General features: G+C 53.9%; 23 protein-coding genes. 13 read left to right on the top strand and 10 right to left on the bottom strand.

The genetic code is table 11. The features are described 5' to 3' along the window. The first annotated feature begins 34 nt into the window (after positions 1-34). Genes rbfA through HS105_08845 form a run of 4 tightly spaced genes read left to right on the top strand, consistent with a single transcriptional unit; the run spans position 35 to position 2,581 of the window. On the top strand, positions 35-427 hold the full coding sequence (gene rbfA, locus HS105_08860; GenBank protein MBE7516701.1) for a 30S ribosome-binding factor RbfA: 393 nt from the start codon (positions 35-37) through the stop codon (positions 425-427). A 9-nt stretch (positions 428-436) separates the two neighbouring features. After that, positions 437-1,408, top strand: coding sequence for a bifunctional oligoribonuclease/PAP phosphatase NrnA (locus HS105_08855; protein MBE7516700.1), 972 nt, complete (start codon positions 437-439; stop codon positions 1,406-1,408). 17 nt (positions 1,409-1,425) lie between these two features. Then, positions 1,426-2,007 carry a cob(I)yrinic acid a,c-diamide adenosyltransferase gene (gene cobO / locus HS105_08850; protein ID MBE7516699.1) on the top strand — a complete coding sequence of 194 codons (582 nt, stop codon included), beginning with the start codon at positions 1,426-1,428 and terminating at the stop codon, positions 2,005-2,007. 46 nt (positions 2,008-2,053) lie between these two features. Beyond that, a complete protein-coding gene (locus HS105_08845) occupies positions 2,054-2,581 on the top strand; it encodes a phosphatidylglycerophosphatase A (GenBank protein MBE7516698.1) in 528 nt (175 codons plus the stop codon). A 5-nt stretch (positions 2,582-2,586) separates the two neighbouring features. Here HS105_08845 and corA read toward each other — a convergent pair whose 3' ends face one another. The 3 genes from corA to HS105_08830 all read right to left on the bottom strand — a co-directional run bounded on the left by corA (position 2,587) and on the right by HS105_08830 (position 5,268). Then, a complete protein-coding gene (gene corA, locus HS105_08840) occupies positions 2,587-3,639 on the bottom strand; it encodes a magnesium/cobalt transporter CorA (GenBank protein MBE7516697.1) in 1,053 nt (350 codons plus the stop codon). 14 nt (positions 3,640-3,653) lie between these two features. Next, complete coding sequence (locus tag HS105_08835) at positions 3,654-4,085, bottom strand: hypothetical protein (GenBank protein ID MBE7516696.1); 432 nt, start codon at positions 4,083-4,085, stop codon at positions 3,654-3,656. Between the two features lie 232 nt (positions 4,086-4,317). Then, positions 4,318-5,268, bottom strand: coding sequence for a threonine/serine dehydratase (locus tag HS105_08830; GenBank protein MBE7516695.1), 951 nt, complete (start codon positions 5,266-5,268; stop codon positions 4,318-4,320). A gap of 83 nt (positions 5,269-5,351) precedes the next feature. On the opposite strand from HS105_08830, the gene HS105_08825 reads away from it, so the two are divergent. Continuing rightward, positions 5,352-5,744 carry a hypothetical protein gene (locus tag HS105_08825; GenBank protein ID MBE7516694.1) on the top strand — a complete coding sequence of 131 codons (393 nt, stop codon included), beginning with the start codon at positions 5,352-5,354 and terminating at the stop codon, positions 5,742-5,744. Positions 5,745-5,795: 51 nt separating this feature from the next. On the opposite strand, the gene HS105_08820 is transcribed toward HS105_08825, so the two are convergent. The 3 genes from HS105_08820 to HS105_08810 all read right to left on the bottom strand — a co-directional run bounded on the left by HS105_08820 (position 5,796) and on the right by HS105_08810 (position 8,410). Continuing rightward, a complete protein-coding gene (locus HS105_08820; GenBank protein MBE7516693.1) occupies positions 5,796-6,059 on the bottom strand; it encodes a GlsB/YeaQ/YmgE family stress response membrane protein in 264 nt (87 codons plus the stop codon). A 96-nt stretch (positions 6,060-6,155) separates the two neighbouring features. Further along, positions 6,156-7,499, bottom strand: a complete 1,344-nt coding sequence (locus tag HS105_08815; protein ID MBE7516692.1) for an ABC transporter permease — start codon at positions 7,497-7,499, stop codon at positions 6,156-6,158. Then, entirely contained in the window at positions 7,496-8,410 is a 915-nt protein-coding gene (locus HS105_08810; protein MBE7516691.1) for an ATP-binding cassette domain-containing protein, read from the bottom strand. The genes HS105_08815 and HS105_08810 overlap by 4 nt, the downstream gene beginning before the upstream one ends. Positions 8,411-8,520: 110 nt before the next feature. On the opposite strand from HS105_08810, the gene HS105_08805 reads away from it, so the two are divergent. Continuing rightward, positions 8,521-8,721 carry a hypothetical protein gene (locus HS105_08805; GenBank protein ID MBE7516690.1) on the top strand — a complete coding sequence of 67 codons (201 nt, stop codon included), beginning with the start codon at positions 8,521-8,523 and terminating at the stop codon, positions 8,719-8,721. Between the two features lie 307 nt (positions 8,722-9,028). On the opposite strand, the gene groL is transcribed toward HS105_08805, so the two are convergent. Both groL and HS105_08795 read right to left on the bottom strand, forming a co-directional pair. After that, positions 9,029-10,663: a chaperonin GroEL gene (groL, locus tag HS105_08800; protein MBE7516689.1), complete on the bottom strand. Its 1,635-nt coding sequence runs from the start codon at positions 10,661-10,663 to the stop codon at positions 9,029-9,031. A gap of 80 nt (positions 10,664-10,743) precedes the next feature. Continuing rightward, positions 10,744-11,058, bottom strand: a complete 315-nt coding sequence (locus HS105_08795) for a co-chaperone GroES (GenBank protein ID MBE7516688.1) — start codon at positions 11,056-11,058, stop codon at positions 10,744-10,746. A 179-nt stretch (positions 11,059-11,237) separates the two neighbouring features. On the opposite strand from HS105_08795, the gene HS105_08790 reads away from it, so the two are divergent. Further along, entirely contained in the window at positions 11,238-12,101 is an 864-nt protein-coding gene (locus HS105_08790; GenBank protein MBE7516687.1) for an MOSC domain-containing protein, read from the top strand. Between the two features lie 56 nt (positions 12,102-12,157). Here the strand turns inward: HS105_08790 and HS105_08785 are convergent, their stop codons facing one another. Next, positions 12,158-13,054: a phosphoribosylaminoimidazolesuccinocarboxamide synthase gene (locus HS105_08785; GenBank protein ID MBE7516686.1), complete on the bottom strand. Its 897-nt coding sequence runs from the start codon at positions 13,052-13,054 to the stop codon at positions 12,158-12,160. Between the two features lie 240 nt (positions 13,055-13,294). On the opposite strand from HS105_08785, the gene HS105_08780 reads away from it, so the two are divergent. The 3 genes from HS105_08780 to uvrB all read left to right on the top strand — a co-directional run bounded on the left by HS105_08780 (position 13,295) and on the right by uvrB (position 16,989). Beyond that, a complete protein-coding gene (locus HS105_08780) occupies positions 13,295-14,488 on the top strand; it encodes a HEAT repeat domain-containing protein (protein MBE7516685.1) in 1,194 nt (397 codons plus the stop codon). A gap of 110 nt (positions 14,489-14,598) precedes the next feature. Further along, the gene (locus tag HS105_08775) at positions 14,599-14,937 is read left to right on the top strand and encodes a hypothetical protein (protein ID MBE7516684.1); all 339 of its coding nucleotides are present in this window, start codon (positions 14,599-14,601) and stop codon (positions 14,935-14,937) included. 63 nt (positions 14,938-15,000) lie between these two features. Next, positions 15,001-16,989 carry an excinuclease ABC subunit UvrB gene (gene uvrB / locus HS105_08770; GenBank protein ID MBE7516683.1) on the top strand — a complete coding sequence of 663 codons (1,989 nt, stop codon included), beginning with the start codon at positions 15,001-15,003 and terminating at the stop codon, positions 16,987-16,989. Between the two features lie 41 nt (positions 16,990-17,030). Here the strand turns inward: uvrB and HS105_08765 are convergent, their stop codons facing one another. Further along, complete coding sequence (locus HS105_08765; GenBank protein ID MBE7516682.1) at positions 17,031-17,573, bottom strand: DUF4256 domain-containing protein; 543 nt, start codon at positions 17,571-17,573, stop codon at positions 17,031-17,033. A 133-nt stretch (positions 17,574-17,706) separates the two neighbouring features. Between HS105_08765 and HS105_08760 the strand changes: the two genes are divergently transcribed. Genes HS105_08760 through HS105_08750 form a run of 3 tightly spaced genes read left to right on the top strand, consistent with a single transcriptional unit; the run spans position 17,707 to position 21,440 of the window. Then, entirely contained in the window at positions 17,707-19,218 is a 1,512-nt protein-coding gene (locus HS105_08760) for an FAD-binding oxidoreductase (GenBank protein ID MBE7516681.1), read from the top strand. A 24-nt stretch (positions 19,219-19,242) separates the two neighbouring features. Then, positions 19,243-19,944 (top strand): HAD family phosphatase, encoded by a 702-nt coding sequence (locus HS105_08755; protein ID MBE7516680.1) that lies wholly within the window; start codon positions 19,243-19,245, stop codon positions 19,942-19,944. Further along, positions 19,944-21,440, top strand: coding sequence for a hypothetical protein (locus HS105_08750; GenBank protein MBE7516679.1), 1,497 nt, complete (start codon positions 19,944-19,946; stop codon positions 21,438-21,440). The genes HS105_08755 and HS105_08750 overlap by 1 nt, the downstream gene beginning before the upstream one ends. The last annotated feature ends 2 nt before the right edge of the window (positions 21,441-21,442 follow it).

The raw sequence follows: 21,442 nt of genomic DNA, 5'->3' as shown, positions 1-21,442 counted from the left end.
TTGATCGATCATCGCCGGTACTTGAGGTGGCTTTATGCGTCGTCCTGAACGTTTTGCCGAAAGTTTGAAGGAAGAGATAGCCGAGGTCGCGGGTTACGAGCTTGATGATCCGCGGCTTCAAGCGGTGACGGTAACGGATGTTGAGGTCGCTGATGACCTTAGAGACGCAAAGGTCTATGTTCTCATATCGGGAACTGAGGACGAGGTAACTGCGGCCATTCGGTCTCTAAAGCATGCGGGATCATTCATTCGGCAGCAGGTCGCCAGAAATTTGGATCTGCGGTATGCGCCGCACATCCACTTCGTCAGAGATTCGGCCGAAGAGAACGCCGCGCGTGTGAACGAGCTTCTTGAAACGCTGGATATACCGCCGCAGGCTGAGGATAATTCGAACGAAGGTTCAGATGAACAGCATCTGACATCGTAATTGTAAGAAGTGTTAAGTCAGGTAGTTGAATTAATTGAAAGCAAGAGCGATTTTGCGATAACCACCCACATCAAACCGGATGGTGACGGCGTCGGTTCTTCACTCGGTCTTCATTGGCTCCTGTTGTCGTTGGGAAAGCGATCAGAGGTGATCGTTAACGGTGATGTGCCGCCTGCATACAGGACGCTGCCGGGCGCCGATTCGATCCGCGATATTCGATCTATCGACAGGGCCTACGATGCGGTTCTGGTCATCGAATGCAGCGACATAGAGAGGCCGGGCATCGCCGGGCTTCGCGAACAGTTCACTGTGAATATCGATCACCATGCGACCAGTGAGCACTTCGGCACCATAAACTGGATCGACTCGACAGCGTCGGCGGTCGGCGAAATGATCTACAACCTTTGTAAAGCCATCGGCGGTCGCGTTACCAAGGAGATCGCCGAATGTGTCTATATGGCGCTGGTGACTGACACGGGATCTTTCCACTTTCCGAACACATCGGACAGGACACTTAAGGTCGCATCCGAACTCATCAAAGCAGGCGCGAAACCGGCAAAGATCGGCGAAGCCGTTTACGCGAATTACCCATGGTCGCGTATCGAGCTTATGCGGCAGGTGCTCGATACGGTAAAGCGCGACAGTTCGGGCCGTATCGGCATCCTTCGGCAAACGATCGCGATGAAGGATCTCGCACATGCGATAGACGGCGATAATAACGGCTTTGTTAATATTCCCCTTGCCGCTCGCGATGTTCAGGCGTCTATTTATATCCGTGAGATCGGCGAGAACGTCTTTCGCGTAAGCCTGCGATCAAAGGGCGACATAAATGTCGCCAAGGTAGCCGAGAGCTTCGGCGGCGGCGGCCACAAGAACGCCGCTGGGCTTGGTATCGAAGGCACCTGGGATGAGGTTGAACTGAAATTGACCACCGCTGTACAGGCGGCCATGCGATCTGCCGATAACGGAAGCGGCCATTGAGCGGCCGCATTAGTACGATGGCTGAGAAACGATACAAATGGCGCCGCGAGGATTATCGCGAGAACACGAAAGGGCTGCTCATGCTCAACACCGGAGACGGTAAGGGCAAGACCACGGCGGCCATCGGTACGATGGTCCGCGCGGCGGGCCGCGGGCTTAACTGCTGCATGGTCCAATTCATGAAGTCAAAGCATGATCGCTATGGTGAGCACGAATCCTTAGAAAAGCTCGGTATTGAGATCCATACTATGGGCGACGGCTTTACGTGGGATACCAACGATAAAACACAAGACATCAAGACAAGCGAAGAAACGTGGGCAGTTTGCCTCGAAAAGATGAGGAGCGAGGACTATGACCTGCTCGTATTCGATGAGCTGCTGTATGTGATGAGCTACGGCTTTCTGGATATTGACAGGGTGCTTGCTGAGATCGCGGAGGTTCGTGCAAAACAGCCGCACTTGCATTTGATATTATCAGGCAGGAATGTTGAAAATGCGTTGCAGAAGGTGATAGACGCGGCCGACCTTGTTACCGAAATGCGTGAGATCAAACATCCCTTCAACGCCGGGATATATGCTCAGCAGGGGATCGAATTCTAGTGCTTCGGCCTATGCTGTCCCGACTTTTTTTACTCAGAGATCTTAAATGAAAAAGGCCGTTGAAAAGAAGGAACCAAAAGGGCTTTTTGACGGCCTTTCCTTAGCGATCTCAACGGTTGGCGTCGGTTATTTGCCGCTTGCACCCGGCACTTGGGGATCAGCTGTCGGAGTTGCGATATATATTGCGGCGGCTCTCTCGGCGCTCGGATCGTCAAGACCGGCGTCCATGACCTGGGCATTGCATTTGCTGCTCTTGGGCGGACTTTGCCTACTCGGGATTTGGGCAGCCGATCGCTCGATACCGCTCCTTGGGAATGAGGATCCGTCGCAGGTTGTCATTGATGAGGTAATGGGGCAGCTCGTTACGTTCTTGTTCGTTCCCGTCACGTCAAGCTGGCAATGGATCCTTGCGGGCTTCCTCCTGTTTCGTCTGTTTGATATTTGGAAGCCATACCCTATAGACGACCTTCAGGAGCTTCGCGGCGGGCTTGGCATTTGTGCGGATGACCTTGTTGCAGGCGTGTATGCCGGAATTTGCCTTGCGGCAGCCTCAGCGGTGACCCAAGTCATCTAAAACTCTCAGTTGTCATACTCCTCGTCGGGCGGATTTAACAATTTCGGTGCCAGGTCGTCCTCGCTCTGAAAGATCCACCCTTTTCGTTTGAAATAGCCAAGGAGAGATATCGCTATCAGCGCCATAACTGCGAGCGTGATGTAGTATCCGTAACCCGCCTTTAGTTCCGGCATATTCTCAAAATTCATACCATAAATACCGGCGATAAGGCTAAGCGGAAGAATTATTGCGGACACGATCGCAAGGGTTTTCATTATCTCATTCGTTCGTGTTGCAAGCACCGAAAAATGGATCTCGAAAAGCCCGCTGATAAGGTCCCGATATCCTTCAGCAAGGTCGGTAATACGCACGAGATGATCGTGAACGTCCCTGTAGAACGGCAGAACGCTCGCAGGTATCTGCGGAAATTCGCCGTGCGAGATCCGATAAAGGACATCAAGCTGACGAGCAGAGATGCGTCGAAGCCGGGCAACGCTCCGCCTGAGGTCCATGATCTCGCTCAAGGCCGTGTTGCTCGGGTGTTTCATATCGAAGACCTTCTCCTCGAGGGCGTTGATCGACCTGTCGAAATCTTCGACGACCGGCATATAAAGATCGATGATCTCGTCCAGAATGTGGTGGAGCAAATACGATGAGCCGCGCCGGCAAATAAAAGGGCTGGTTCTGAGCTGATCCTTCACGGTCTTGATGCTGCGAAACCGCTGAATATGAAAAGTCACGACGAAGTTGATACCCAAAAATGCGTCAAGCTCTTTTGTCGCAAAGTTTACAGTACTTGTCTCGCCGGGTTTGATGCCGTGGATTATAAGGTAGATATATTTATCGAACGCCTCGACCTTTGGCGGATTTCGCGTTTCGAAGCAGCGCTCGACGGTCAGCTTATGAAAATGAAAGACATTCTGCAGAAGATCGCGGGCGTACTCGATCTGTTCGGGGGTTTCGCCTTGCAGATCGACCCAAACTACATTCGACGTATCCGCAAGCAGCTCGGGCAGCTGCTCTCTGTCAAGGCCGGTCTCAACCGCATCAGCGCCTTGCCTATAAACAAAGACTTCCATATTTGCTGCAGCCTCTAAAAGGCCTTACCGCCTGTGTTCCCCGGCGGATCGTAATTGCACACAACGAGAACCGGCCATTTTCCGGTTGCGGAACGGTTGATGCCGCAGCCCACGGCGGATGTGCGGCGCCAAGTGATCTGAGTATAGTGATTACAGGTCTTGTCAGAACGGCAGTCGCCGGTGGCGGTGTTGTAATACGGTTTCTCGGTCATCCATTCCGCAACGACCCTTTCGATCGCGATCTGTGGATTTGATGCGACAAAGATGTTCTCACCGTAAGGTGAATCGATCCTGTGAGCCGCCTTACCTCTGCACGCCCATTCCGACGCCGTCTCAGCCAATTTGGCGTTCCAAACCAGCGGCGGAAGGCCGAGTTCGTTCCGTACTGCGTTCTGATCGGCCAACAGTCGAGCCGCCTCCTCGGAAGAAAGTGACCATTTACTCACACAGGGCCTTACCAGTGAAGCGGCGGCCGGGCCGGTTTGCGCGGCTCTTCGCGGACGTTTTTTGATACTTTGCGCGGCTGCCGGCAGCGTAAAGAGGATGATCGCGGTAAGCCCCACCGCAAAAGGAAAATTCCGTGAGATTGACACAACGAACCTCCGTCCCGAAATATATCGGTGAAGAGGTGATTTTATTTTGGAGGCGCCCGTTTTTGCAAGTATTCGCAAGCTTTGTTCAACTCTCTGTCAGCGGCAATGCTCCGCAAATATCCTCGATCGATGTATTGCCTCCGCACAGGATGAAAACTACATTGCTTTCCGGCTGGAAATTTCCGCGAAGAGCCTCGATCGCTGCCACAGTGCACGCCGCAGCCGGTTCAGCAACCACCTTGAGACGACTTGCAATATAGAGAACTTCGCGAACCGCGTCCGCGTCCGATACAACCGTAACGCTCTCGATATGCTGCTTTGCAAGGCCGAAGGTGCGTTCCGTAACAAAAGGCGAGCCGAGCGTTCTTGCGATCGATGTGATCTCCGGTAATGTGACAGGTTCTCCAGCAGCGAGCGAACGTGCCATCGTATCGGCGCCGATCGTTTCGACGCCCCAAATTCGTATCTGCGGGTTCAGGCCCTTTGCCGCAGTACAAACTCCTCCTGCAAGGCCGCCGCCGCCAATGCTCACTATGATGTCAGACACTTCCGGAAGATCTGCGACCACCTCCGCTGCCACGGTTCCTTGGCCCGCGATCACAAGCGGATCGTCAAACGGGTGAATAGTGATGCGTCCGGCTTTTTGATATTGCTCCGCCTTTTCGAACGCTGCCGCGATCGTCGGTGTCAGCTCAACGGCTGCACCGTACGAACGCGTAGCATCAACGTAATTTGACGGTGTATTCTCTGCCATCAGGATCGTCGCCCTGATGCCGAGTGCGGCAGCGGCGTAGGCAACTGCTTGTGCATGATTTCCGCCGCTTACTGCGACGACGCCGTTCGAGCGCTCCGCTTCGGTGAGGGTCAGCATCTTGTTAAAGGCGCCGCGGACCTTGAAAGAGCCGGTTCGCTGAAACATTTCGTATTTTACATAAGCATTGAACCCGAAGCGCTTGCTCAGCGAGCGGCTGTATTCGAGCGGCGTAGGCTTGATGAACGGCTTTATCGTCAACGCAGCGGTACGGATATCGTTCATATTCATCACGCTTAATATAGCACGCCGCTTTTAACCGAATGTGAGACAAAGTAAAATGTCTGTGTATGTCGGAAAGGGAATTGATGACGGAGGAGGATATCTTCGTCTTTGGTATAGAAATAGTTCACAATCAATTGATCGATGCCGGCTGGGATATCCTGTCCATCGACCTCTACGCAGATCGGACGACGCACCCGCAGCTTGTCGCCTGCAAGGACGGTGAAACCGGCCATTTTGTCATTCGTACGGCAATACATCCCGATCGCGGCCGCATCGAGGGGCAAGAGGTTTTTGAGCATCAGGTGCGGCACGCAGCCGAACACGGAGCATCGTGCTATTTTGCGAGTGTGAGTATTGCGAATTCCGAAGGGAAGACCGAGGAAGAAATGGCAATACCCGTCAAAGGCGTGGCGTATCATGTAGCCTTTGACGGGCTTGTGAAAATGGAATTGCCGCCTGTCATTCCCGCTAATTAGCAGAGCAACCGAACAAATGCTGCACGATGTTCGATGCGGCAGTGAGCTTGATCATTTATCGGCCTTTGCGCCGAATATCAGCCGGACAATGAAAAGTAATATCAACGCGCCGATTATTGACATCACCCAGCCGGCAGCATAATTTTCCGTTGCCCAAAGCGAGCGGGCAATGATACCGCCTAAGAAAGCACCCGCGATACCTAATACCGCGGTCAGCACTATACCAAACACGCCACTCGGAAGAGCTTCTTTGCCGGGCATCAGAAACCTTGCGATCACTCCTACGATCAATCCGCCGATCAATTGTCCGATCATTTTTTGTATCCTCCCAAATGTTAGTCCCAAGCTAACTTGTATAACACTATCTACGGATTGGCAACATCCGATGTTCCGTCAAAAGGCTGTTTCGATCTATGCTCGAAGCATCCACTTCCAAATTTCAGGGATCGTCGCCCGCTTTCCGTACATAAGCATACCGATGCGATAGACCCTGGACGCGAGCCATACCAGTATGATGATGCCAAAAATATTCACGATAAGCGACAGAACGATCTGCCATGCGGGAGGCATCTCGGCCATTATGCGAACCGGCATTGTCATCGGTGCAAAGAACGGCAGTATCGAAGTAACGACAGAAAGCGGGGAATTCGGGTCGCGTATGACCGCAAAACTGAAATAAAAACCCGCAAGCATAAGCATCATTGCAGGAAAAGCGAATTGGCCCCCTTCCTGCACGGTCGTTACGATCGAGCCGATGAAGGCAAATATCGCCGCATAGGCAAAATATCCCGCCAAAAAATACGCGAGGAAGAGCAGCACCATCGGCGCGGTAATGTGCGGCAGACCTTGCAGCAGCGGAGCAAGGTCAGCTTGGATCGCCGCGAACGCGATAAGAGCAGCAAGCGAGATCAGCCAAATCGCAAGCTGTGTCAGGCCCGCCAGCCCGACGCCGACTATCTTGCCCATCATCAACTCAAAAGGCCTCGCGGATGAGAATAAGATCTCGGCAATGCGTGTCTCCTTCTCTTCGACGACGGCTCCCATAATGACCTGACCGTAGATGGCGAGGGTCAGGTAGATCATAATGCCGATGACGAATGATGCGGCAAGCAGAATGTCAGAATCCTTCTCGCCGCCGTGTTCGTCAACCGAACGCTCGTCAAGTGTGACGGCGCGGTTGATCTCGGCCAGCTTGGCCTCGCTGATATTCGCCTCAGCAAGCCGCTCGGAGCGGACCGCTGAATTTAATGCGTCGGCAAGCAGATCGCCCGCAATGAAGTCGCCGCCTTTTCGCGAACGAAAATAAAAAGTACCTTTCAGGTCGTTCGGCACGATCAAAAATGCATCGAGCTGCTTTGATGCGACCTGCTGCATAAGGTCGCTGCGCACAGCGTCGTCCGTTTTTCCCTGAGCGTCGTAGTCAACAAAAACGAACGTTTGTGGCGCCGCTATCGAGCTGTCATTCAAGCCTTTCGATGGCGAAGTATTGATGTCAAAGCCGGCGTCCTTCGCTGCCTTTTTCGAGCGTTCGGCGATCGCCTCGGGTGAAAGAGCGCTACGGAGGCGCGGTGCGATCTTTCCGCTCGGATCGACTATCGCCAGCCTCGTCGGCTCGCTCGGCAGCGAAAAGATGATCGCGGGTACAAGCGCAAAGGCCGCCATTATCAGCGGCAGGAGGAACGTGCCGATGAGGAACGTCCACTTCATCACGATCTTTCTGTATTCATGTTTGACGACGGCGATGAACTTGCTCATTCTGCACCTCCGACCTTTTCGATGAAAATATCATTCAGCGTCGGCTCGACCTGTTCAAATTTCGTGATTTCCGCACCGCCGTCAAGCAGCCGCCGGAGCAGCTCTCGGCCGGTCGCATTTTTCTGAAGTATGATCTCGAATTCATCCGCATGCTCGACCTTTGATGCGATCAAAGAAGCGTCGCTGAGGACGGCACCGAAATTGCTGCCCCGAAGAGCGATGCGGTCGCGGCCGTAGCTTTCCTTCACCTCGCGGAGACTGCCGCCGATCACCTTTTTCGACTTGTTGATGAGGATAATGTCGTGGCAAAGACGTTCGGCGGTTTCCATCAGATGCGTTGAGAAGATAACGGTCTTCTGCTCCGATCTGAACTCGGACAGGACATCGATCATGAACTCGACATTCACCGGATCGAGGCCTGCGAAGGGTTCATCAAGAATAAGAAGGTCGGGGTCATGCAGGATCGCGCCGATGAATTGGATCTTCTGCTGCATACCCTTTGAAAGGTCTGTCGTCTTCTTATTCTTCCACTCGGAGAGCTGCATCCGATCAAGCCATCTATCGATGCGTCTGTCGGCTTCAGCCGTCGAAATGCCTTTCAATGCGGCGAAGTAGCGGAGCTGATCGACGACCTTGATCTTTTTGTATAGGCCGCGTTCCTCCGGCAGATAGCCAATCCGATCCTGCACACGCGGCGAGATCGCCTTGCCGAACAGTGCGATCTCGCCTTCGTCCGGTATCGTGATGCCGACGATCATTCGGATAGTCGTTGTCTTGCCGGCGCCGTTCGGCCCGAGGAAGCCGAACACGCGGCCTGCCCTGACCTCAAAGCTGAGATCATCTACCGCAGCAAAATCGCCGAATCTCTTTGTTACACTTCTGACCTGCAGGGTCACATTATTGGCGGCCATAAGACTTTTAACAAAGATAACACAACAGGGACAGGCGTTCGCCTCGCAGAGTTCGATAGCGGGCCGACTTCACGCTTTTCTCAAAGCCGATCATCTGCTATCTTTTACGAATGAGTGATTCAACAGGAATGTCTCGAACAGCGGGCCGCATAGGCTCAGTGCTTTGTACGCTCGGCGTCATCTGTTTCTTTTCCGGCCTATTTTTCCTGCCGAAGTCCTTTGTTCTCTACGGCGTGATCGTAATGGCCGCTTCGCTCGTCGGCTTCTATATCGAAGAATACATAAACCGCACGAGCGCCTCACACACCTGAACAGGGAACTCAACCGAATTGAATAGGCCATTGAATAGGCCATTGAATAGCCGAACCCTTCCATAAGCGATGATTTTGCCTGAATAGCCGCACCCTTTTGGGCGTGGCAATTAAAGAAAAGCAGGAAACAGGACGTTTTTTGGTGAGGCGTTGAGGGAACGATCGACGCCGGTGGGTTGAGCGCAAATAAGGCCCCGTCATCTGACGGGGCCGCTTGGTTTTTAAACCCGTTCGCTATCGCTCACGGTTCTGACAGACAGCTTTGACGGCGAGGCGGGCACGAATGCCTGCCCCGCCGGTAATGGAATTACATTCCCATGCCCATGCCGCCCATGCCGCCGCCCATGCCGGCCATCGGGTCGCCCTTTTCCTCGGGGATATCGGCGATCATAGCTTCGGTGGTGAGCATAAGGCCTGCGATGGAGGCTGCGTTCTGCAGAGCGGTGCGTGTAACCTTCGCGGGGTCGATGACGCCTGCGGCCACGAGGTCTTCGTACTGCTCGGAAGCGGCGTTGAAGCCGAACGGGCCTTCGCCGGCAGCGACCTTCTCGACGATGACGGCGCCTTCTTGTCCGGCATTTGCCGCGATCTGGCGAAGCGGTTCTTCGACCGCGCGTCTTACGATGTTCACACCGACCTGCTCGTCCTGATCCTCGGCCTTGAAGCCGTCGAGAGCCTTTGCCGCACGGACGAGCGAGACGCCGCCGCCCGCAACGATGCCTTCTTCGACAGCCGCACGCGTCGCGTACATTGCATCCTCAACACGAGCCTTCTTTTCCTTCATCTCGGTCTCGGTAGCAGCACCGACCTTGATGACCGCAACACCGCCGACAAGCTTGGCAAGACGCTCCTGGAGCTTTTCACGATCATAGTCGCTCGTGGTCTCTTCCATCTGCGTACGGATCTGCTTAACGCGGCCGAATACGGCGTCGCCCGAGCCTGCACCCTCAACGATGGTCGTGTTCTCCTTGTCAACGACGACCTTCTTGGCACGGCCGAGGTCTTCGAGCGTAACGGCTTCGAGCTTGATGCCGAGGTCTTCGGTGATGACCTTGCCGCCCGAAAGAACAGCGATGTCCTCAAGCATTGCCTTGCGGCGATCGCCAAAGCCCGGAGCCTTGACGGCAGCGACATTCAGAGTGCCGCGCAGCTTGTTGACAACGAGCGTCGCGAGAGCTTCGCCATCGACATCTTCAGCGATGATCAGCAGCGGGCGGCCTGTCTTGGCGACCTGCTCGAGGATCGGCAGAAGGTCACGCATATTCGAGATCTTCTTTTCGTTGATCAAGAGATACGGCTCGTCAAGAGCAGCCTCCATACGATCAGGGTCGGTAACGAAATAAGGTGACAAATAGCCGCGGTCGAACTGCATGCCTTCCACGACCTCGAGGCTCGTCTCCATCGTCTTCGACTCTTCAACGGTGATGACACCGTCCTTGCCGACCTTGTCCATTGCTTCCGCGATGTGGCCGCCGATCTCCGAATCGCCATTAGCCGAGATCTTGCCGACGTTCGCGATGTCATCGCCGGAAACCGGCTTCGCCTGCTTCTTGATGTCCTCGACGAGAACCGCAACGGCCTTGTCAATGCCGCGCTTCAGTGCCATCGGATTTGCGCCGGCGGCAACCGTGCGGACGCCTTCCTTGATGATCGCTTGTGCAAGCACCGTTGCGGTCGTCGTTCCGTCACCGGCGACGTCGCTGGTTTTGCTCGCTACCTCGCGAACCATCTGCGCACCCATATTCTCAAGCGTATCCTTAAGCTCGATCTCCTTTGCGACCGTAACTCCGTCCTTGGTGATCGTCGGCGAACCGAACTTCTTGTCGATCACGACATTACGGCCTTTCGGGCCGAGCGTTACCTTGACCGCATCTGCGAGCTGATTGACGCCGCGTAGGATCGCTGCACGCGAATCTTCGCCATGAATAACCTGTTTTGCCATTTTATTAATCTCCTGTTGTGATGTTTGGTCCTTTGAGCGGCGGCCTGATGCCGCAGCATGATGCTCAAAGTGAAATTTCGTTACGCTGCCGCTCCCGCGCGGTTGATGATGCCGAGGATCTCATCCTCACGCATAATTATGAATTCGTCGCCGTCCAGCTTGATCTCGCTGCCCGAATACTTTCCGAAAAGCACACGGTCGCCTGCCTTGACGTCCAATGTCTGACGCGTGCCGTCTTCCTTGTACTTGCCCAAGCCCGCTGCGATCACTTCGCCCTCTTGCGGCTTTTCTTTTGCAGTGTCGGGGATGAAAAGCCCGCCTGCGGTCTGATTGACGTTATCTTCGATCCGCTTGATCAGCACTCTGTCGTGAAGCGGTGTGATGTTTGTTGCCATAGTGTTTACTCCTTCAAAAGTAATGTAAAATAACAGGCAGAATGGCTAATGAAAACAGTTCTTAGCACTCTCGGCCTATGACTGCTAGTATATTCGAAGTTCTGAGCGTCCGTCAAGTATGATGTTGCGGCTATAGAAAACTTGATAATACCATTATCAAGTTTCAGCTTCGCTTTGTTATGCACATTTCAGAGATCAACGTTTATCCGATAAAGGCTCTTAAGGCGATACCTGTTGAAAGTGCTGTCGTCGAGGCTCGCGGACTCCGCGGCGATCGTCGAATGGTGCTGACCGACAGCGAAGGCAACTTCCTTACACAGCGGAAGTATCCGCAGCTTGCAGCGATCTCGGTTGCACTCAATGGCAGCGGCATAACTGTCTCGGCAGAAGGGGCCGCGCCGCTTTCCATTGAACCGCTCACTTCCGGCGAGCGTTGCAGAGTTACCGTCTGGGCAAGTGAATCTGAGGCGTTGGCTTATGGAAACGATATCAATAACTGGTTCAGCGGCCTGCTGGGCTTCGAAGCAAGGCTATTCTATATGCCCGACGATGCGGGAAGGCCGGTCAATGAGCGATTCAACAAGGGTGGTGACCTTGTGAGCTTTGCAGACGGATACCCGCTGCTGTTGACCGGTGAAGCCTCGTTGGCAGACGTAAATAAGAAACTTGTAGAAAAGGCCGGCAACTCAACGGCGGCCATTCCGATGAACCGTTTCAGGCCAAGCATAGTCGTTGCCGGGGCTGAGGCGTTCGGCGAAGATAGGTGGCTGCGGCTTCGCGTCGGCAACACTGTCTTTCGTGCGGGTAAACCTGCCGGCCGCTGCGTTGTAACGACGATCGACCAGCAGAGCGGCATTTCGACGGGAAAAGAGCCTCTCAAGACGCTCGCTTCATATCGTCTTGCAAAAAACATCATGCCCGCGCGCTTTGAGTCGCTTGGCCTAAGGCCGGAGAGCGTCGTCTTCGGACTTAATCTTATACCGGAGGCATACGGCGCGGCGATCCGGATCGGCGACGAGGTCGAGATCCTCGAACACGTTTGATCCGTCGGGCTCTTCGTCAGGATGCTCCGTGCGCCGCGTACAGCGACCGGCGTTGCTTACGGTTCGAACGGCTGTCCTGTCAGGATACGGTATGCGTCGCGGTATCGCTCGGCGGTTGCGTCAACAATATTGGGCGGCAGTTCGGGCGCAGGCGGCGTTTTATCCCACTCAAGCGTTTCGAGATATTCGCGTAAGAACTGCTTATCGAACGACGGCTGAGAATGGCCCGGTTCGTACGCTGAGGCCGACCAGAAACGCGATGAATCAGGCGTCAGAACCTCATCTATCAGAAGGATATTCCCGTCCGGATCCACACCAAATTCGAACTTTGTGTCGGCGATAATGATCCCGCGGCCGAGGGCGTATTCGCTCGCCGTGCTAAAGAGATCGAGCGATCGTTGCCGTAATTCCTCGCCGATCTCATTTCCGACGATCGAGAAGAATGTGTCGAGGCCGATATTCTCGTCGTGGCCGTGTGATGCCTTTGTTGCCGGAGTAAAGATCGGTTCCGGCAGCTTCTCGCATTGTCTCATTCCCGTCGGAAGTCGGTTGCCGCAGACAGAACCGCTCTCGCGATACTCCTTCCAACCGGAGCCTTCGAGGTAAGCACGAACGACACATTCGACAGGGAAGACCTTTGTGCGCTTACAGAGCATCGAGCGGCCCGACATTTCTTTCGGCAGTTCGATGCCCATTTCACGAATATCTGCCGAAATAAAGTGGTCGTCGCTTATGCCGCGCAATTTTCGGAACCAGAATGCCGACATTTGCGTCAGGATAATGCCTTTATTCGGTATAGGCGTCGGAAAAATGACGTCAAAAGCCGATATCCTATCGGTTGCGACGAGCAGAAGCCGATCTGAGTCCACCTCAAAGACGTCGCGAACCTTGCCTTGATGAAGAAGTTTTAGCCCCGGGATATCTATTTTTTCTGATCCGGCTTGCGAGAACATAATTACTGCAACTCCAAATAGCGATTGTAATATCAAAGCAATGGGCCAAAAAAATTAGAATTTGTAAAATTTTCAGGAACCCGCGTTGAGTTACAACTATTACTAACACGGTTGAAAGATAGTGACAACCGCATGAAAAAGATGCATAATAGAAAATGTTCGGTTGGACGGCAAGATGCTGCGAGCCGGCAAATCACCTCCGGAACCCCTGCGAAACCCGCGTTCCACTCCGACATCAATATGTTCACTCATAGACTTACCAAACTTGGTTTTATTTCCGCATTGTCATTAACAGCTCTCTCTGCCTCGGTCTTCGGACAGGACGGCAGCGGTATGGACGGCGGCGAGACGATCTCTGTACTCATAGGGGCGACGGTCGTGTTGGCCGGCGTCGCATTCGTTTTCTATAGACGCGGCAAGCAGGCCGATCCGGGTAAGAGCAGTTCCATAAGGTACAATTACGAGGATCGCCTTGTGGGTTCCGGTGCTGCCGGACTCGATAATCAGGTGGTAGATATCGAACAAGAACTCAAGATGTTCCGCAAGGTCAGGAAGGATCCCAATGCGAAACGCCCTGATCGGCAAAAGATCGGGATCCGAATGAAAAGTGCCGAAAAGGATGATTCGGCGGGGAAAGATGAGCATCTTGATACAAAAGCATTTCAGGCCCGGCTCAGAAAGCATCAATATAACCAGCTTCCGATCAATTCGTTCTTACAGCTAAATGAGCCGAGGCCATTCACCCAGCTTCCGATATCGAGCGATCCGGCACTGCTGAGTGCGATCGAACAGGTCAGCGAAGAGGACGAGGATGATGAGATGATCCGCGAACTGGCGTTGAAGATACTTTCTCAGTTCAAGACCCGTAATTCGGTTGAGGCACTCTCGGAGATCGCTCTGTACGATATCTCGTCAAATCTCCGATCGCGGGCCGTTACCACGCTGGCTGAGATGGATCACGAATCCGTATTCGAGGTTATCCTGCTTGCTTGTGCCGATCCTTCCCGTGAGGTGCGGGCGGCGGCGGCCCGAGGCCTATTCAGGCTGAAATTCGATCGGGCTGATTCGTGGAAACGTATTATCGCAAGCCACGATGAATACAGAATGCGGCAGGCCGCACGCGCGGCCGCCGAAGCCGATATTGTGAAGCGATCGTTCGAGAGGCTGATACATCAGGATATGAAGATCGCCTATGAGGCGTTCGCGCTAGTCGGATTATTGATACGGTCAGGTGAGGTCGAAGAGATCTTTGATGCTTTACGCAATGTTTCCGATCAACGCATCAAATTTGCACTGATCCACACGCTTAAGAGTGTTCCGGACGATAAGGTTTACGAGAAACTCGATGAATTGTGCGGCGATCCCAACATCTCGGATGAGATAAGAGAACAAATAAAAGAGATGCTCGATGACCGGAGAGCAGTGGTCGCCTAAAGGTCGGACATCCATTGCATCGGATTTGAACCTGAGACGTGTTCTAACGTACACTTCTCAGGTTCCATTTTTTTTGCACGCCGGTGCAGTAAATTTACGGAGGTGTTCATATGTTCTTAAGGAAAACGGTGATAGCACTGACCATTGCTCTTTTAGGGGTCTCTGCGGTAACTGAGGTCACGGCTCAAACAAGGATCCGCTTTGCTCGCGGGCGTACTTCGGCGACCGTCTCGGGCGTCCTGAACGGAAGGATACAGCGCCAATATCTGCTTTCAGCCGCTCGAGGGCAGTATTTGACCGCCAACATCAGTTCGCGAAGCGGATGCATTAAATTCAATGACGGTTCGACGTCGCTGAGTTACACGACCGACCGCGGTGACAACGATATATGGGTCACAAATAATTGCCGGACGCGCGACCGTTTTACACTGACGGTTTCCATCAATTAACGGACATTCGATCGTCTCTGCGGCCTTTTTGCTCCCACTGCCTTGATACGATATGATCGAAGTGTGCAATTTCGTCTCATTTCTGAAAACAAGCCGAAAGGAGACCAGCCTGAGGCGATCCGCAATTTGGTCAATGGCCTGAATTCAGGTGAGAAGGATCAAGTGCTGCTTGGCATAACCGGCAGCGGCAAGACGTTCACGATCGCGAATGTGATCGAACAGGTTCAGCGTCCGACGCTTGTGTTGGCCCACAACAAAACGCTCGCGGCACAGCTATATCAAGAGTTCAAAACATTCTTTCCGGAAAATTCGGTTGAATATTTCGTCTCGTATTACGATTATTACCAGCCCGAGGCGTATGTTCCCGCAGCCGACCTTTATATCGAAAAAGAAGCGACGGTCAACGAGGAGATAGACCGGCTTCGCCTAAGCGCGACGCGTGCTTTATTCGAGCGCAGCGACGTAATTGTCGTGGCGTCCGTCTCCTGCATTTATGGCTTGGGCGATCCGGATGCGTATTACGGGATGCTCATCTTTCTTGAGCCCGGCCAGCAGATCAAGCGTGAGGACCTGCTCAAACGGCTCGTAGAGCTTCAATACGAAAGGGTCAATATAGATTTTGAACGCGGCACATTCCGAGTACGCGGCGATGTTGTCGAACTTTACCCGAGCTATCAGGATCAGGCATATCGCATTGAATTTTGGGGTGATGAGATCGATTCGATCTCGACGATCGATCCGCTCTTGGGCGAGGTTCTTTACAAACATGAGTCCCGTGTGCCGATCTATCCGAAAACCCACTATGTAATGTCGCGAAAAACGATCAAGTCTGCCGTTCAAACCATTAAAGCAGAGCTTGAGATCCATGAGAAATTCCTCGTTGAAGAAGGAAAGATCGTCGAAGCGCAGCGGCTGCATCAGCGGACGATGTATGACCTTGAGATGATCAAGGAAATGGGTTTTTGCCGCGGCATCGAGAATTATTCACGGCATCTTACCGGCAAGAAGCCGGGCGAACCGCCGCCTACGCTGCTCGATTATTTACCGTCCAATGCTTTGATGGTCATCGACGAATCGCATCAGACCATTCCGCAGCTCGGAGCGATGTACAAGGGCGACCAATCTCGAAAGGGGACACTTGTCGAATACGGTTTTCGGCTGCCGAGTGCAAAGGATAATCGACCGCTCAGTTTCTCGGAATTCGAGGAGCGCGTCGGCCAGACGATCTATGTTTCCGCGACGCCCGGGCCGTACGAGCTGCGGAGGTCGGGCGGCGAGGTTGTCGAGCAAATAATCCGCCCGACAGGGCTTCTCGACCCGAAGGTCGAGGTGCGGCCGGTCAAAGGGCAGATCGATGACCTTCTCGAAGAATGCCGCACGCGGGCCGAACGCAATGAACGGGTTCTTGTAACGACGCTGACAAAGCGAATGGCCGAGAACCTCAGTGAATATTTTGCCGAGGTCGGCGTAAAGGTGGCATACCTTCACAGCGACATCCATACACTTGAACGCATAAAGATACTGCGTGATCTGCGTCGCGGCGAACACGATGTGCTCGTCGGCATAAATTTGCTCCGTGAGGGCCTCGATCTGCCTGAGGTCTCGCTGGTGGCGATCCTTGACGCTGACAAAGAAGGTTTCTTGCGTTCGCAGAGTTCGCTGATACAGACGATGGGGCGTGCGGCGCGTAACTCTGACGGCACGGTCATACTCTATGCGGACAAGATCACCGGTTCAATGGAGTATGCGATCGGCGAGACGCTGCGCCGCCGATCCATTCAAGAAGAGTACAATGCCGAGCACGGCATTACGCCGAAGACGATCGTAAAACCGGTCGAAGCAACGCTCGTGACGGCGTATGAAGCTGATTATTTCAAGGTGCCGCTTGAGATCGATCAGTTCGAAGAATATTCGCCAAAGCAGTTGAAAGAGACCATTACACAGCTCGAACACGATATGCGTGCAGCGGCAAAGGATATGAAATTCGAGCAGGCGGCCGAGATACGTGACAAGCTCAAATACCTGCGCGAAAGACAGCTTGAGTATCAATAAGCGGGGCTTTGCAAAGCCGACATCCTTTCGTCACAGGTTTTCTATACCCGCAGCGACCCCCTGAAGCCGCGTGCGGAATAGTAAGAACCTGCGCCGTTGTGGTATGTGAAGACCCTGCCGAATCGCCGGTCGCCGAACAATGCACCGCCGAGGCTTCGGACATCGGCAGGCGTAGCTATCCAACTTGAGGTCTTTTGGTCGAATGCGCCCACCGATTGCAGTTCGGCATATTGCTGTTCGGTCAACAGTTCTATTCCGATCTGTTTTGCCATCTCGAGGGCACTGCTATTCGGCTTATGCTCTTTTCGTGAGTCAAGCGCATCCTGATCATAGCAGACGTTTCGGCGTCCTTTGGGGCTTTCAGGTGAGCAGTCCACGAATACATATTCGCCGCTCGATCCGCCGATACTGACTACGTCCGGCTCGCCGCCGGTCCTCTCCATTTCGCTGAGCGTGAACAGCTTCCTGCTGTCTGCGAGGAGCTTTGTCTCGACATCCTTCCAGTCGAGGCCATTGTGTCGGGCCGTGTTTTGCTTAAAGCGGTTCCGTAATATTTGCAGCAGTTCGTTGAATTCGGAGTTCATCGGCATAGGGATCGATTCTAGACCGCATCGGATATTACGACAAATTATGCGAAGAAAATATTGCGGATTATGCGGAAATTATTCGATAAGTTAAGATTCTCACTTGCGGCCTTTTTTGGGGCCGGCGACGATAATGCAAGTCAAAACCCAAAGCGACGACATTGAGAACTATCTGACCGACGCAAGTAATATGCGAGGCGGCTATGCCGAACAAATATTCATTCCGGCGTCGGAGGATGAGATACGAAGATATCTTCGCGAGGCGAACGACAATGCTGTGCCGGTTACCGTCTCGGGAGCGCGAACCGGTACGGTCGGCGGCGCGATCCCTTTCGGCGGCGCGGTATTGTCGATCGAAAGGCTGAACCGGATCGTTGACATTAACGCCGATACTCTGCGTGCCGTTGTTCGATCGGGCGTGATACTCGCGGATCTTCAGAAGGCTGTCGAAGCTAAGGGACTGTTCTATCCGCCGGATCCGACGGAATGGAGCTGTCAGATCGGCGGAACGATTGCGACCAATGCGTCAGGGGCAAGGAGCTTCAAATACGGAGCAACGCGCGAGTTTGTCGAAAGGATCCGGATCGTTCTTGCGGATGGTGATGTTCTTGACCTTCGGCGAGGCGAAATTGTCGGCAGCGGCGAAAGCCTTACGGTTCATACTGAGAGCGGCCGCAGCATCGAGTTCGCCTTGCCTACGTATGAGCCTCCCAACGTCCGAAAAAATGTCAGCGGACTGTTCAACTCGCGGCCGTTCGATGCTATCGACCTTTTTATCGGAAGCGAAGGGATGCTTGGCGTGATCGTTGAGGCCGAACTGCGGCTCGTGCCAAAGCCGCAAAGCTTTTTCAGCGGTATCGTTTTCTTTCGGAGCAATGCCGAATTGACGGCATTTGTCGATGAAGCGAGGGTTCTGTCCTATCAGACACGATCGGTGAACAAGGCCGATAACGATCAGAGCGGCCGAGCGCCATTCGATGCGGCACTTCTGGAATACTTTGACGATAATGCGTTGAATTTCATCACTGAGAAGTTTCCTGAGACACCACGCGGTATGGCCGGTGCTGTCTTTTTTGAGCAGGAGACGACCGCCGAATACGAAGACCTGTTGTTGGGATCATGGAACCGACTGCTCGAAAAACACAATGCCGATCTCGACCGTTCATGGTTCGGCACAAATGAGCAGGATCTTGAAAAGATGCGTGCGTTCCGCCATGCTTTGCCGGTCTCGGTGAATGAGCGTGTCGTTCGCAATAAGCAAAAGAAGGTCGGCACGGACATGGCAGTTCCGGATGTGAATTTCGCTTCGTTCCATAAGTTCTATCGTGAGATCCTCGCGGACAGCGGCATGGAATATGTGATCTTCGGACACATAGGCGATTGCCATTTGCACGCGAACCTTCTGCCGCGGAATGATGAGGACGCTGTACGGGCAAGAAATATTTACGGCCGGTGCATCGCTCAAGCCATTATGCTGGGCGGATGCGTTTCTGCCGAGCACGGCATCGGCAAACTCAAACGTCATTTTCTCGCGGCGATGATGGGCGAACGCTACCTTAACGAGATCGCTGCGATAAAAAAAGCATTCGACCCGCGAGGCATTCTCGGTCGAGGCAATATGCTTGGCGAAGAGCTGTTGGGTTGAGGCCGCAAAGGTGAGAACGTAGATATGATCAAAGCAATCTTAATGGATTTTAACGGCGTCATAATCAATGACGAATCTATACAAATGAAGGCATATCAAGAGATATTGAAGGAATACGATATCGACTTGACCGAGGCCGACTATATGGCGTCGCTCGGTATGGATGACAAAGCTTTTGTCCGAGCTGCCTTCGAGCGTGTCGGTAAAGCCGCGCCGAACGGCAAGGCCGATGAGATCATCGATGCGAAATTTGCCGCTTGGAAGGCGGCGGTCGATCGCGAGATACCGCTTTTCGACGGGATCGAGAATTTCATCGAGAAGATGGCCCGCGAGTTCGAGATCGGGATCGTCAGCATGTCGAGGCGTCGCGAGATCGATCACATACTCGATCGCAGCGGCCTCGGCCGGCATTTTTCCGCGATCGTCAGCGCCGAAATGGTCGAGCAGTGCAAGCCCGATCCAACGTGCTACCGCGAGGGTTTCCGTCTTCTTGATGCGGCACGTACGTTCAAGGGACACTCGCCGATGGCACACGCCGAATGCCTTGCCATCGAGGATACGCCGCCGGGCATCACCGCTGCGCGCGGTGCGGGTTTACAGGCGTTGGGCGTTGCAAATACGGTTGCGGCAAACGAATTGCGTTCCGCAGGAGCCCGTGCGGTCGCCGCCGGTCTGAACGATTGGATGCCGGAGTCGATACGGCTCGTTTTCAGTGCGAGAGAATAATGTCAGACCTTTTTATTTCACGGGACAAGGCGGAAAGCGACCTGCTCTATGCAGCCGCTTTTATCGGTGAACGGATCAACAGCGCTGACGGCCGCAGTACCGCAATGCTCGCCGTCGTGCCGAGACTCTCGAAGCGTGGCGAGGTAGATCTGGCGGCGGAATTGGCGAACGCCGTTGTCGATCCGTTCTCACGCGACAAGTTGCTGACCTCGGTCGCCGAGGCTTGCGCGTCGATCGACGACGACGAGTACGCGCTGCAGTTGGCCGATGCGGTGGACGACGAAGGACTCCGCCTCGATGCACTCGAACGCATAGCATTGATCAAGGTCGAGAAGGGCGAGGCCGAGGCGGCGAACGGGCTTGCCGGACAATTGCTCCATCCCGATCGTGTACAGGCCGCGTCCGCGGTGAAGGCAGCGGCGGACGGCAATATACACGAGACGATGAAAGATGTCGCTGCCATTTCATTTCCGTCATCGCGTGTATGGGCATTGCGTGCGATCGCATCGGCGCGAGTTGAGGCAGGCGAAACGGATGCGGCACTTAAGTGTCTTGAACAGGCCCTCATTGATGCCGAGGAGATCGAACATGATGAGGAACGCATAACTTCGATATGCGAGATCGGCAATGTTCTTGTTCAAGCGGGGCGAAATGACTTGGCGGTAAAGGCCTTTGCGGCCGCGCGTGAGCATACGTCAGCACTCGATAATATTCACCGCGATCACCTGTTTTCGGGTTGTGCTTTGGGGTTCATCTATGCAGGTGACGAGGACCTTGCGGATGAGACGCTGGACTTGATAACCGATAAGACCCAGATCGCATCTACGCTGGTCGGGTTTGCCCGGGACGAGTGGCGGCGGGATCAAAAGGAGCAAGCCGTTGAGACGCTCGATGACGCTTATCAGGTTCTTTGTTCGCAGCGTGAGATCGAGACGCGGGATACAAGGGCAAAGAATGCGCTGATGTCGTCGGTTGCCGTGCAATATGCAGGATTCGCAGTGCCGGAAAAGGACCTGCAAGCTGCCGAGGAGATAACTGATCCGTCCGAACGCGACAGTGCGCTGTCGCAGATCGCTCAGATCCTCAGCACGCAGAATGCCGGCGAACTTGCACAAAATGCACTCGAACGGATCGCAGAGCCTTTTGTGAGGCTTGAAACCATCATTGCAATGAGCGATGCAAAGCTTCGGTCGAATGATGATGAATCTGCCGCCGATCTTTTAGCGAGCGCCGCCGAACAGATAGGATCGCTGCCTCAGGCGACATCGCGTTCCCATTTTCTGAATGAGGTCGCCGCACGGTATTTTGCACGCGGCCGTGCCGATGCCGCTCGCGAAGCGGCATTACAAAACCTTGCTGTTATCGCCGATGTGCGGGATGAAAGCTCGCAGGCATCGCTCATTGCCGATCTCTCCGATCTGTACGGTGAGGACGGGCTTGAATTCGGCGACGGCGAGCGTGAGGCGGTCGCCCGATCGATGCAAAAGTTCGCTTAGCG

The organism is Chloracidobacterium sp., assembly GCA_015075585.1.
In the GTDB taxonomy this organism is placed as follows: Bacteria; Acidobacteriota; Blastocatellia; order Pyrinomonadales; family Pyrinomonadaceae; genus OLB17.
Note: the sequence above shows the minus strand (reverse complement) of the source record. Positions and strands in the feature narration are given on the sequence as shown.

Excerpts from the sequence above, each read along its gene's own strand:
- HS105_08760 (MBE7516681.1), top strand. The coding sequence starts at position 17,707 with ATGCAAGTCAAAACCCAAAGCGACGACATTGAGAACTATCTGACCGAC.
- HS105_08825 (MBE7516694.1), top strand. The coding sequence starts at position 5,352 with ATGACGGAGGAGGATATCTTCGTCTTTGGTATAGAAATAGTTCACAAT.
- HS105_08785 (MBE7516686.1), bottom strand. The coding sequence starts at position 13,054 with ATGTTCTCGCAAGCCGGATCAGAAAAAATAGATATCCCGGGGCTAAAA.
- HS105_08845 (MBE7516698.1), top strand. The coding sequence starts at position 2,054 with ATGAAAAAGGCCGTTGAAAAGAAGGAACCAAAAGGGCTTTTTGACGGC.
- HS105_08815 (MBE7516692.1), bottom strand. The coding sequence starts at position 7,499 with ATGAGCAAGTTCATCGCCGTCGTCAAACATGAATACAGAAAGATCGTG.
- HS105_08795 (MBE7516688.1), bottom strand. The coding sequence starts at position 11,058 with ATGGCAACAAACATCACACCGCTTCACGACAGAGTGCTGATCAAGCGG.
- cobO (MBE7516699.1), top strand. The coding sequence starts at position 1,426 with ATGGCTGAGAAACGATACAAATGGCGCCGCGAGGATTATCGCGAGAAC.
- rbfA (MBE7516701.1), top strand. The coding sequence starts at position 35 with ATGCGTCGTCCTGAACGTTTTGCCGAAAGTTTGAAGGAAGAGATAGCC.
- groL (MBE7516689.1), bottom strand. The coding sequence starts at position 10,663 with ATGGCAAAACAGGTTATTCATGGCGAAGATTCGCGTGCAGCGATCCTA.
- HS105_08805 (MBE7516690.1), top strand. The coding sequence starts at position 8,521 with ATGAGTGATTCAACAGGAATGTCTCGAACAGCGGGCCGCATAGGCTCA.
- HS105_08775 (MBE7516684.1), top strand. The coding sequence starts at position 14,599 with ATGTTCTTAAGGAAAACGGTGATAGCACTGACCATTGCTCTTTTAGGG.
- HS105_08765 (MBE7516682.1), bottom strand. The coding sequence starts at position 17,573 with ATGAACTCCGAATTCAACGAACTGCTGCAAATATTACGGAACCGCTTT.
- HS105_08830 (MBE7516695.1), bottom strand. The coding sequence starts at position 5,268 with ATGAACGATATCCGTACCGCTGCGTTGACGATAAAGCCGTTCATCAAG.
- HS105_08780 (MBE7516685.1), top strand. The coding sequence starts at position 13,295 with ATGTTCACTCATAGACTTACCAAACTTGGTTTTATTTCCGCATTGTCA.
- HS105_08750 (MBE7516679.1), top strand. The coding sequence starts at position 19,944 with ATGTCAGACCTTTTTATTTCACGGGACAAGGCGGAAAGCGACCTGCTC.
- HS105_08755 (MBE7516680.1), top strand. The coding sequence starts at position 19,243 with ATGATCAAAGCAATCTTAATGGATTTTAACGGCGTCATAATCAATGAC.
- HS105_08810 (MBE7516691.1), bottom strand. The coding sequence starts at position 8,410 with ATGGCCGCCAATAATGTGACCCTGCAGGTCAGAAGTGTAACAAAGAGA.
- HS105_08790 (MBE7516687.1), top strand. The coding sequence starts at position 11,238 with ATGCACATTTCAGAGATCAACGTTTATCCGATAAAGGCTCTTAAGGCG.
- HS105_08820 (MBE7516693.1), bottom strand. The coding sequence starts at position 6,059 with ATGATCGGACAATTGATCGGCGGATTGATCGTAGGAGTGATCGCAAGG.
- corA (MBE7516697.1), bottom strand. The coding sequence starts at position 3,639 with ATGGAAGTCTTTGTTTATAGGCAAGGCGCTGATGCGGTTGAGACCGGC.